General features: G+C 40.5%; 7 protein-coding genes and 2 tRNA genes. 3 read left to right on the top strand and 6 right to left on the bottom strand.

Going from position 1 to position 8,563, the window contains the following annotated elements; genetic code table 11:
- On the bottom strand, window positions 1–233 hold a 233-nt coding region (locus tag WHS63_RS12900; protein WP_445205467.1), incomplete at its 3' end, for a hypothetical protein.
- Window positions 234–631: 398 nt separating this feature from the next.
- On the opposite strand from WHS63_RS12900, the gene WHS63_RS12905 reads away from it, so the two are divergent.
- Together WHS63_RS12905 and WHS63_RS12910 are read left to right on the top strand one after the other, a co-directional pair.
- The gene (locus tag WHS63_RS12905; RefSeq protein ID WP_445205468.1) at window positions 632–1,678 is read left to right on the top strand and encodes a helix-turn-helix transcriptional regulator; all 1,047 of its coding nucleotides are present in this window, start codon (window positions 632–634) and stop codon (window positions 1,676–1,678) included.
- A 4-nt stretch (window positions 1,679–1,682) separates the two neighbouring features.
- Complete coding sequence (locus WHS63_RS12910) at window positions 1,683–2,243, top strand: hypothetical protein (protein ID WP_445205469.1); 561 nt, start codon at window positions 1,683–1,685, stop codon at window positions 2,241–2,243.
- Window positions 2,244–2,297: 54 nt separating this feature from the next.
- On the opposite strand, the gene WHS63_RS12915 is transcribed toward WHS63_RS12910, so the two are convergent.
- From WHS63_RS12915 to WHS63_RS12935, 5 genes are all read right to left on the bottom strand, one after another.
- Window positions 2,298–2,382 (bottom strand) — tRNA-Leu (locus WHS63_RS12915).
- Window positions 2,383–2,450: 68 nt separating this feature from the next.
- A tRNA-Gly gene (locus tag WHS63_RS12920) sits at window positions 2,451–2,523 on the bottom strand.
- Window positions 2,524–2,669: 146 nt separating this feature from the next.
- Entirely contained in the window at window positions 2,670–4,145 is a 1,476-nt protein-coding gene (locus WHS63_RS12925; RefSeq protein WP_445205470.1) for a TolC family protein, read from the bottom strand.
- A 21-nt stretch (window positions 4,146–4,166) separates the two neighbouring features.
- The gene (locus WHS63_RS12930; protein ID WP_445205471.1) at window positions 4,167–5,537 is read right to left on the bottom strand and encodes an ABC transporter permease; all 1,371 of its coding nucleotides are present in this window, start codon (window positions 5,535–5,537) and stop codon (window positions 4,167–4,169) included.
- Window positions 5,538–5,542: 5 nt separating this feature from the next.
- Complete coding sequence (locus WHS63_RS12935; protein ID WP_445205472.1) at window positions 5,543–7,003, bottom strand: efflux RND transporter periplasmic adaptor subunit; 1,461 nt, start codon at window positions 7,001–7,003, stop codon at window positions 5,543–5,545.
- A gap of 246 nt (window positions 7,004–7,249) precedes the next feature.
- Here WHS63_RS12935 and WHS63_RS12940 point away from each other — a divergent pair, with 246 nt between their 5' ends.
- A complete protein-coding gene (locus WHS63_RS12940) occupies window positions 7,250–8,527 on the top strand; it encodes a right-handed parallel beta-helix repeat-containing protein (RefSeq protein WP_445205473.1) in 1,278 nt (425 codons plus the stop codon).
- The last annotated feature ends 36 nt before the right edge of the window (window positions 8,528–8,563 follow it).

Below are 8,563 nucleotides of genomic sequence, written 5' to 3' on the forward strand. Positions count from 1 at the left end.
CACTTAGAGTCTAACGAATCGGAATTAAAGTAGAAATAAGCGCCATTAATGGGGAGTCCGTCAACAATTGAGGTTAGATTTCCGTATTCCAAACAGTAGGTTCCCCTGTCAGTGAAAAATGATTGTGAAGGCTCACCTAGTTTTTTCTTAACCTCATCAAGTGTCTTTCCAATTTGTGCTTTAACTACTATTACCGGCAGCAAAAGCAGGCATGTTAATAATATTTTTCTCATAGCTTTAAGGTTTAAATTTTTTGCAATTTTAAGTTTGTGTTTTGCACTCAATCTGCATTTCATTTTCATTTCATTATTGAACTACTCGAATTAGATCTTTTGTTCTGTTAATTAGCGCCTATTCAAAGAGGGCGCAATTAGATAATTTTAATAGTTTTTCTGTTCATAGCTTTATAGTTTTAATAGGTCCCTCTATAATTATGCTGCATTTGCGTTGCAGTGTATCTTCAAAAAATCAATAAAAAATTAAATGCCAGTAAATCAGATTAAAAGAGTTTATCTAATGAGATGTTTTTTTATTTGATGCAAAGTAAAGGGCTAGCTTTGAAGCCTATCTTCAATAAAAAAGATTTATCATTAAAAAAATATTTTATTCATTTTCAAGGATCATATAAAAAATGAATTTGCTAAAATTTAGTATATTTATTACCATAAACTATACAGCTATGCCCGTTAACAAGAATGCTTACATTAGGTACAACATTTTAGATAAATGTTTCCGGAATATTGGCAAAATGTATTTCATTGACGATTTGGTAGAGGCTGTAAATGAGCAGTTAAAGGAAATAGATCCAAACCTTTCCGTAAGCAAAAGGCAAATACTAGAGGACATAAAATTTATGGAGAGCAGCGAAGGGTTTGGGGCTGAAATTAGAAGGGTACGGTATGGCAAGCAAGTTTACTATAGGTATGAGAATTCCAAATTCTCAATAAACAATAAGCCCCTTACCCAGGAGGAGATAAACAGTATTATTTCCGCTATTGAGGTTCTAGGTAAGTTTGATGGATTGCCACAGTTCGATTGGGTTTATGAGGTTGAAGCCTTACTAAAGAATAAGCTTGGTATAGTTAATACTCAGCAACCTATTGTTGCATTTGATTTTAATAGAGATTTACAGGGTTTGTCACATTTTAAGGTTCTGTATGACTCAATAGTAAATAAGTGCGTGCTTTGGGTTCGATATAAAAGTTTTAAGGATGAAATACCCTATGAATTTAACTTTCACCCCTATCACTTAAAAGAGTACAATAACCGATGGTTTGTTTTGGGGTATAATGAGTCAAATGAAAAGCCATATTGGAATTTGGCGCTGGATAGAATTGAAAAAATAGAAACCACTAACATCTCCTACATTGAAACAAGTATTGATTGGAATGAATACTTCTATGATGTCATAGGAGTTACCCGACCTGAAGGCGAAGAACCGGTAGAGGTTGTACTTTCCTTTAACCTGCAAAGGGCCCCTTATGTTATATCTAAGCCGTTACATCCATCACAAAAGCATAATTACAAGAATGACAGGTTAGAGGTTAGGATCAAGGTGATAATTAATAACGAGTTAATGTCAACAATACTATCGTTTTGCCCTGATGTTAGAGTGATTCAGCCTGAATCGCTAAAAGTTAAATTCATGGAAATCATAAGTAGCTATTTAAATGAATAGAGATATGAATCTTAAATTTTGTACGTTACTCATAGCAATTTGCAGCATCGGTTTTCAATCCGTATTTTCCCAACTGCCCTTGCGCAAAAAGAAGTTAAAAGTATTTATACCAACTGAACTTTATGTTTTGCCAAACAATTATAAGGGTGCCGAGTATTACAATAAAAATTTGCTGAGAAATATTGATACTCCAATTGTAATGTTTACTTTTAAGGAACGTGACACTATATTTTTCTCACTTGGCAACCTGGTTTTTGCTAAATACAATAAGCCGATTAAGTGTAGAGAATTTGAAAATTTACTAGGAGTTAAATTTGATAACTTGGCTTTAAAGAAGCGATGTTATTTTGGGACTGCAATCTCAGCGTACTTTCCCGACGAAATGGCTTATATTATGTATGAGCAGTTGAAACGAGTTCCACAAAATAAGGATAAAAGGTTTTACTCATTCACCTTTTACTATGTTTTAGATGAAAAATTGCGACTGTATAGAATGATTCAGGTTTATGGGTATAAAGTTAAACCTAAAAGGCCTAAAGAAAAGACCAAAAATTCAACAACCTAACCTAAAAGTAAGGGGTTTAAAACACCAAAGCCACGCTTTAGGCGTGGCTTTGAGTACCCGGAGCGGGACTTGAACCCGCACAGCCGCAATGGCCACAGGATTTTAAGTCCTGCGTGTCTACCAGTTCCACCATCCGGGCAGAATGGTTGGCTCTTTAAACTTAAAAAGTTCAAAGCCTACTTACTTTGAACTTTCCAAAAGAACTTGAGCGGAAGACGAGACTCGAACTCGCGACCCTAACCTTGGCAAGGTTATGCTCTACCAACTGAGCTACTTCCGCAGTATTTCAAACTTAACTTGCACCGTTGTGCTTGTTGTTTGGTGCTGCAAAAATATATCTTTTCATTTTTTCTGCAAAATTTTTCTGCAAAATTTTTTATCCATCCGCTTTTGTTGCCTGCAAAGTATTAGGTTGCATTACGTTAATCACCTTAGCAAAAGTTCAAAATCGGTAGTAATGGGTTGGTTCTTTTCTAGGTCGTACAGGGTTAGTCGGCGCATCTGGTAGTAGTATTGCCAAAAACCGCTGAGGGTATTTATGTACTTTTGCTTGGCCTGGTCGCGCTCGGTTTGTGCCACGTTAAGGGTTAGCACATCAATTTTACCTATGAGGAATCGCTGCTTGGTAACCTCGTAGCGGTTCTGTGAAACCAGGTCGGCCTTTTTGGCAATTTGCACCTGGTCGTCCTGTCTGTTAAACTGCATTACCTTTAGGAACACATCCTGTTCAAAATCGGTAAGGGCCTGATCAACCGTGGTGCGAACAACCTCACGGTTCGACTGTGCCATTTTCACCTTTCCGCGGCCTAAACCCCAATCGAGAATGGGTACAGTAATTCCAACCCTCACGGTTTGCTGATCCTGTGGGTCGATGTATGCATCCTTTAGTTCGGTTGCCCTTTGGGTTAGACCAAATGTGGCAAACAGGTTGGCATTAAGGCCGCGTTCGGCGCGGGCCTGGGCTACATCCCTGTCGGCCTCCAGAAGTTGCCTTTGGTAGCTAAGGATTTGAGGGTTATTCTCCTTGGCCAGGGTGAGCACACGGTTAAAATCGAGGTCGAACGTTGGAATACTGTCGGGGAGTACAATTTCCAAGTCGTAGCTATCATTGAGGCCCAGGTACGATTTAAGCCTAATCTTTTTTAGCTGTAGGTCAACCTCTGCCTCGTTTAGCGCTGTTCCGGCATTCAGGAAACTCAGCTCCATCTGCAGCAGTTCATTCTCGGCAATGGTTCCAATGTTGTATCGGCCTTGAGCAATTTTATACAGGGTATCGGTGTTGGAGTAGTTTAGCTTGGCGGTTTCAAGGTTTTGTTGAGCCATGGCAAGGTCAAAGAATAGCCGCGTGGCTTCCATTGATATGGCCTCCATGCTTTGGATAAAGGCACGTTTGGCTTCCTCGTACTTAATTGGCTCAATGCGCTTGCTCCATTTAAGCTGATTCATGGCGAAAAGCGGCTGGGAGAAACCAATGGAAACAGGTACGCTCATGTACGAGGTGGTTTTATCGGAACCCAGTAAATCGGTACGTTCTAGGTTGCTTCGTACAAAAATTTGACCACCGGTTAAACCAATATTTTGTGAAAGCGATAATCCGAGCGAGGTGGTATTTGAGTTTTCCTCAATGTAGGTATATGACCCGTCCGGGTTCTGGTATCGTATTAGGGAGCGGCTGAACTGGGGTATTGTTCCCGTAAGGGTAAGGTTTGGCCTTAGTTCGGCAACGTAGGTTCGATATTGCCAGTAGGCTGCCCTAAACCGATGCTTGGCCAGTATGGCTTGTGGCGATTGATCTTTGGCTAGCTGTAGTACCTCATCGTATGTAAGCCTATTAATTGGTTTTTGGGCAAAAAGGTTTACTGCAAAAAGCAATGGTATAAAAAACGTAATTATTCCTTTCATATCAACTTTTTTATGGTAACACTATTCGTAACGTAACGATTCAATTGGATCTTTCTCGGCAGCCCTTTTGGCGGGCGACAGGCCAAATATTACACCTACCGCAGCCGATACTCCAAATGCAATGATTATTGATGAGAAGCTGACAATGGTAAGTATTCCTGCAAAATGCGTAATCAGCTTGGATAGGATAACTCCAACAATAACACCAATCAAACCTCCTGTAACGCTTATAAGTACAGCCTCGGAAAGGAATTGGGCAACAATATCGGCTTTTTTAGCCCCAATAGCTAAACGGGTACCAATTTCCTTGATACGTTCCATAACCGATGCAAACATGATATTCATAATGCCAATGCCGCCTACTATAAGTGAGATGCTTGCAATAGCTCCCAGAACAATATTGAAGATATCCTTGGTACGCTGTTGCTGCTTTAGCAGCAGTTCGGGCACGGTTATCTCGTAATCCTTTACGCCGGAATGCCTGCGTAGTAACATTCTGCTAAGTATCTCCGAAGTTGATGCAATATCCTCAGTGCCCTTAACCTGTAGTATAATCCTATCGAGCTGATGGTAGTTTTTGGGGGCTTGTGTTTCAGTACTTCCACCGAAAATTACAAATCCAAACCCACGTATAGTGTTACTTTGATTTAACTTCTTAGAGTTTACCAAAGCCCGGTTTTGGTATCGCAGTAAAATGTTTTTGGCTGGAACGTAGATATTATCGTTATAAACGTTTATACCGCTATTTTCGAACCCAGTAACTTTTATATCCGATTTGGCGAGGACTCCAATGACCTTTAGCCAAACATTCCCAAACTTGATGTATTTTCCAATAGGATTCTCGGTACTGAAAAATTTTGTTTTAATGTTTGCCCCTATAACGCAAACCGGGATTCCATGTTCTTCCTGATTGGCACTAAAGTAGGTTCCCTCATGGAGCGGTAGGTTAAAAAGAGCAAAGTAGTCGTTGGTTACGCCAAGTATTTTTGCCTGCATCCTTAGTCCATTGTACTGGATATATGAATTTAAATTGATTTCAGGGCTGATGTGAACCACCGAGGGAACTACCTGCTGGATTGCCTCTAAATCGGAAAGTGTGAGTCCGGGGGAGAACTTTTGTTTCTGCTTATTTCCGTTCTCCGATTCCGATTGGGAATCAGGAGCCTCAAAAATGGAGTTTACTATGATATTGTTAACCCCAACCATTTTCATTTGCTCCAGTATCTCCTGTTGAGCACCATTACCTATGGCCAGCATGCTGATAACCGCAGCAACCCCAAAAATAATTCCGAGTGCGGTAAGTACCGATTTTAGCTTGTTGGCCATAATAGCCTCAAGGGCAATGGTTATATCGTGTGAGTATCGCCGGTATAGCCTGTCGATTTGAAACATAGCTGTTAGGGTTTTGTTTTCTTTTGATCTTTTGCAGTGTTTTTAGATGCACTGCTGCTATTTTTATTATCGGCAGGTTTATCAGTGGAAATAATCATAACATTCCCTTGTCCGGGCATACCGAAACCGTTTTTACGCTTATTCATAAGCTCTTGCTGCTGCTGGCGTAACTCAGCCTCCTGTCGCAGCTTATCCTCTTTCCTTTTTTTGATTTCAGGGATTAGTTCAAAACCGGTGAACTCAAATTTTTCGGGTTTTTCTGGTGTTGAAAGGTAAAGCTCTTCGCCAGGTTTAAGCCCCTTTTCAACAATGATGAAATTCTCGTTCATATCGCCCACCACAACAACTTGACGTTTACCCTTACGGGTGTAAACAAAGCTAATGCTATCGTTAGCATGAAGAGCCTCAAGGGGAATGTAAAGAACCGAATCGTAAGTGTTAGTAACAATCTGGTTGCCGGTAGTCATTGATGGGCGGAGAATGGGATCGTATTCATTTACCCGTATTGTCACCTCAAACACTTTTGCATCGGTATTGGGTAGCTGTTCGCCTATGTTGGCAACCTCAATCACCTCGCCTGTGAATTTTTTATCGGGAAAGGCATCTACGGTAATTCTAACCGGCTGCCCTTTCTTTACCTTGCTTATGTCAATTTCATTGACATAGGTTTTGGAGTTCATCACTGAGAGGTCGGGCAGAGTGGCTACGGTAAGGTCCCAGGGGCTTACGGTTGAACCAACCTTACGCTTTTGTCCGCTCCATTCGCGGTAGTATATCACCATGCCCTGTTTGGGTGCTTTAATAACAAATTTACTGATAACATCCAGCATATCCTGCCGTTCGCGGCGCTGGCGTTCAAGGTTTATGGAAACCTCCTTCATGGAGGCCTCGGCTTGATCTTTCTTCAGGTTGTAGTTATATAGGGCTTGCTGGTATGCCCTTTCAGCTTTCTCTAGGTTGATTTGTGCCTGACGCTGTGTGGCAGGAGGCTCATACTTTGACTGCTCCAGAATAAGCTTTTTCTCCTCCATATCGAACTTCAGGTTAATAAGATTATTCCTTAGTTCCCGGAGCTGGAGCGTGGTGTCGAGTTGGGTTTTCAGGTAGGCCTGCTGGCTCTTTTCCAGCTCATCTTCGGTATTCTTGAGCTGGTTGCTCAATGCTGATCGGTCAAGGGTGGCCACGTAATCGCCGGAGTCCACAACAGTTCCTTCAGGGACTAGGTCCTGGATTTTTACATCGGTAACACGGAACGAACGGCCACGCAACTCGGTTGGTGCTGTAATGTCCTCAGAATTCTGTGCCGTAAGTTCACCTGTAACGTTAACCACTATTTCAAACTCTCCAACCTCGGCACGGGTGAACTGGGGAACTGCTTTGTCCTTTGAACCTGAGTTGAAAACTGCTGTAAGCAAAATGACAATAACTGCAACTGCAATTAAAATAAACCAGTATTTACGTTTCATTGTTTGGTTAGGTTTGTTTATACAAAAGAATGAAAAACTTAACATTGGTTTAAACGGTAAATGTTAAATAATATTTCAAAGATCAAAAATCTATTTGAACCTAATTAATAAAGATTATTGGGTTAATGTGTGTTAAAAACAAAATTGTCGTGTCAAAAAAAATTGAATTATACCATTTTATAGTATTAACTTTATTTAAAGAATTTCTCATTCTTTAATCAAAACTAATATTAAAATCAAATCAAGATGAAAACAAAGTCTCTATTATTTGCATTACTTGTCATGCTTGGTAGTTTTACCGCATGCAATCTTATTGACGATGGTACCGATGATGGTGGATCTAACATTATTAACTCCGACATTACAACGAATACTACCTGGGAGTCGGGGAAAACCTATGTAATTAGCGGCAGCATTGGAGTTGACGGTGCAATATTGACCATACAGCCCGGCGTTACAGTAAAATTTGAAACGGGAGCAAGTTTGCATATTGGGTATTACAACAACGCTACCCTTATTGCTAATGGTACATCCTCAAAACCTATAGTTTTCACTTCAACTGCTGCTAATCCTACTGCAGGTGCATGGGAAGGTATAACTTTTTGGGATAACAGCTTGAATTCGAGTATGCAGTACTGTAAAGTTCAGTATGCTGGAAAATCAAACGAAGGGGCTGTTAATGTAAAGACCTGTGCCATTACATTTAGCAACAATGAGGTTACCAATGCTAAGTATTACGGCGTTATGCTAAACTACGAGGGCTCTTTCACTGAGATGGCTAACAATTCATTTGCAAATTGCGGTGACCATCCTCTTAGGATTTCTGCTGAGTATATGCATACCATTGGTATTGGGAACACATTTACATGCCCAGCCGACAAGGGTATAAGCGTATTCAGTGGCGATGCAACCGGCAATATTACCTGGCGGAAGCATAGCGTACCATACTTTGTAGATAGCGATATTGATTATGACAATGGCACACTAACCATTGAACCCGGAGCTATTTTTAAGTTTAGTGCTGGAGGAGAACTTCATATTGGCTATTACAACAATTCAACACTGGTAGCAAATGGCACCTCCAACAACAGGATAATTTTTACGAGTAGCGCAGCCGTTCCAGCCGCAGGAGCGTGGGAGGGTATAACATTTTGGGACCATAGCCTTAACTCCAGCATGCAGTACTGTGACATCCTTTATGCAGGTACCAGTAGCGAGGGGGCCGTTAATGTTAAAACCTGTGCAATTACGTTTCAGAATAATACTATTGATTACGCAAAGACTTACGGGATACTTGTGAATTCAGAAGGTAGTTTTACTAGTATTACAAACAATACTTTTAGCAATTGTGGTAATCATCCATTACGTATGTCGGCAAAGTACATGCATACTATTGGCACTGGTAATGTTTTTAACTGTCCGGCCGATAAGGGTGTAAACATATACGCAGGCGATGCAACTGGAAACATAACATGGCGCAAACTCACAGCTGTCCAAAATAATTTAAAATCAAAAAATGCCTAATTGTTAATCAGGTGGTTAGGGTTCAAAAGTAATCAA

The sequence above is a fragment of the Tenuifilum sp. genome (assembly GCF_037481895.1).
Taxonomy (GTDB): Bacteria; Bacteroidota; Bacteroidia; order Bacteroidales; family Tenuifilaceae; genus Tenuifilum; species Tenuifilum osseticum.